Annotated in this window: 1 protein-coding gene; it reads right to left on the reverse strand. The window is 64.4% G+C overall.

What is annotated here, in order from left to right; genetic code table 11:
* Window positions 1-220: 220 nt before the first annotated feature.
* Entirely contained in the window at window positions 221-2,830 is a 2,610-nt protein-coding gene (locus VMS96_11550) for a SpoIIE family protein phosphatase (protein ID HVP44060.1), read from the reverse strand.
* Between the last annotated feature and the right edge of the window lie 246 nt (window positions 2,831-3,076).

Genomic DNA, 3,076 nt, shown 5'->3' on the forward strand with positions numbered 1-3,076 from the left:
CGTCCATGTGACGGCCACCCACCTGAGAATCGTCGATGCTCTATGGGAGACCCCGGGTCCTCTGGAAGTCTGTGCCATCGGCAGTCTGATTTGGCTGCACGCCAAGTGGCATCGCTCTACACGTTTACCCTAGACACCTAAGGAAGCGTTTCATCGGCTAACCGGCTTGACGGTTCGCACGGGCGACGAGCAATCGTCGCCCGTTCTGTTTACAACCGGCCTAACGCGCGCAGCCCACCAGCAGCGTGAGATCATCGCTCTGCTCACCGCCGCCGAACCGCTCGACGGCGGCGATGACGGCACCCATGACAGAAACCGCATTCGATCCGCGATTCTCTCGCAGGACCCGCAACAGAGCCGCTTCGCCGAACTCCTCCTGGTTGGCGTTCATCGCCTCGACGATGCCATCGGTATAGATGGCGAGCAGGTCGCCTGGAGCGAGCTGCGTCTGCGCCACCACGCACTCCCACGCCTCAAATAAGCCCAGGACAGTGACCGTGGCGGCCAGCCGTTCCACGGAATCGCCCCGAAGCAGAAGGGGCGGATTGTGCCCACAGTTGGCGTAACGGAGGCGGCGGGTGGCATCGTCGTACACACCCAGGAAGAGGGTGGCATAGTTGCTCGGTTCGGTGCTTTCGCAAAACATGCGGTTCACGGAGGACAACGACCGTGAAAGATCCTGCACCAGCAGGGCAGACTGGCTGCGGAGGTGGGCTTGGAGATTGGCCATGAGGAGGGCCGCGGACATGCCCTTGCCGGCGATGTCAGCCAGTACAAAGCCGACTCGCCCCTCTCCCAGATCCAGGAAGTCGTAGTAGTCCCCGCCCACGGCGCGAGCCTGGATGCAGGACCCGGCATAATCCAGGGTGGCGAGTGGCGGCGCCTTCTGCGGCAGCAACTTGCTCTGCACCTGGCGCGCGATCTCCATCTCCCGGGCGGCGCGGCGCTCGGCTTCTATGCGTTCCGCCATCTTCTCGGCGAGGCCGATGTTCTCCAGAGCCACCGCCGCCTGACTGGCGACCGCGGCCAGCAGGCGTTCGTCCTCGCCCGAGTACGGTTCTTCGGAGAGACGCGGTCCCAGCACCAACAGCCCCAGCGGGCTGCCGTCGCGACCCGGCATCGGTACCAGACACTCAGACTGCAAGGGCGACAGGAGAGAGATGCCGCGCGCGCCATCGGATTCTGCCGGCACCCAGGGCCGGCCTCGGCTCGTCAGCTCCGCCAGCAGTGGCAGGTCGCGCGGCAGGTGCTGCAGATCGGGCGGAGCTTGTCCTTCGACCGCCACCAGGCGGCCCCCAGGGTCTGCCAGATAAACCACCAGCGACACCGGGTGCAGGGCCTCGCGAATATGATGCGCCAGCAGCCGAACCAGGGTTTCGCGGTCTTGCGCGGTGCGTGTCCGGGCGACCAGGTCCTCGAGGATCTGCCGGGCGTCGTAGGCGCTGCGAAAGAATGCGCGGTCGATGCGCTCGGTGCCGCGCTTGACCATGGGCGCGGACGTCCATACCAGCACGATCCCGAACACTGCGCTCAGCGTCATGCCCAGGTTGGAATCGGGGGGAAGGAAGCGGGAGAAGGTGCGGGTGAACAGTGCGATCGCAACCGCCGCGCCGGCCATCAGCAGGACGATGAACCCGCGCTGCACCAGCACATACCGCGCGCTGCGCTTCAACAGCACCGGGATCTCCATCACCCGGTGTCTCACCACGGCATAAGCAAACGACAACGGGTAGAGGAGGCAGATCACGACCAACGCCGTATCCAGCCAGAAACCGGCCTTGAACCCGAAGGCATCCGCCACGACCCGCTCCAGGATGATGGGGAAATACCCGACCAACGTGCCCCACAGCATGACCCGCGATTTCCGGCGCACGTCCGGCGGGCTGCCCGATCCCAGGCTATTCCACGCCAGCGAGACCATGCCCAGTCCTACCAGGCCGTAGGTCAAGGAGAGGAACGTGGCACGTACCGCGCGGGCGCCCAACAGCTCGGTCAACACCGCCGGCCAGTGTGGCTCGCCCGAGCCCAAGCCTGGGATGGCCAGCGACAGCCCGATCGCCAGGCCCGCCCATTTCAACCAGGGCAAGCGGCGCTCCAGAGGAGATTGCGCGGGGAACACGGCAAAGAAGATATAGAAGAAGGCGAAGAACATTCCCCAGAAAACGGCGCGATACGCAAACATGAAAACCCGCAGCCCTTGAGGCATGGCGAGGGTGGCGGTGTAGCTGAGAGTGGGAGCGGCCACGAAGCCGGCAAACACCAAGGCCAGCAGCCAGGCATAGGGATCCTCGTATCGCAGCAGCAAAACCGCAAACCCGACCACCATGAACAGCAATGGGAACGAGGCCGTGATCTGCAACGCGGAGCTCTTGGCTAATCCCTCCGGCGCCTGGACGTCGGTGCTAGTCCTGAAGATCCCGCGCAGTACCAGCGGGTTGGGCTCGCCGGGGCGCTGCACGGTCAGTTCCACAGGGTCGCCTGGCTGGCCGCGTGCCCACGCCTCGTCGAAGGGCGCCGAGGTCTTAAGCATCTGCCCATTGACCCCAATAATGCTGTCGCCAGGCCGCAGGCCGGCGCGCTCCGCCGGGCTATCAGGCACTACATCCCGCACCGCGAGCGCGTGCGCCTTCTCGTCATAGGTATCGTTGTGCGTTTTGTTGAAACCCAACTCCACCGGACTGTTCCGCTGACGGATGTAAAACATCCAGAGGGAGCCGTAGAGGATGGTGACCGCGGCGAAGAGTATGGCGAGCGCTCGCAGGAGAGGGCGCGGAAGGGAGAAATGTTTGGGCAAGCCGACCTTTCCGTCCGAGTAAACGGAACGTCTCACCGTCAGACTACGGCGAGGGTTCCACTCCGTCAATCGCCGACTGCCCGGCTTCTCGACGGCCATCACTCCATTCCAGGCATGTCTGGATTCCCGTCCCGCCTGCATATCCGTAACCTGCATTTTCCCTGTTTCCGAGCGACACTAGTGTGATGGCGAGCAAGAGTTTCGCTCATCGGGATATGTGGGGGCATGAGCGGGAGGGCTATGCCCACGAGCGGCCCGAGGTCGCCTACGCCCCCGCCAAGC

The organism is Terriglobales bacterium (genome assembly GCA_035543055.1).
Classification (GTDB): Bacteria; Acidobacteriota; Terriglobia; order Terriglobales; family Acidobacteriaceae; genus JAIQFD01.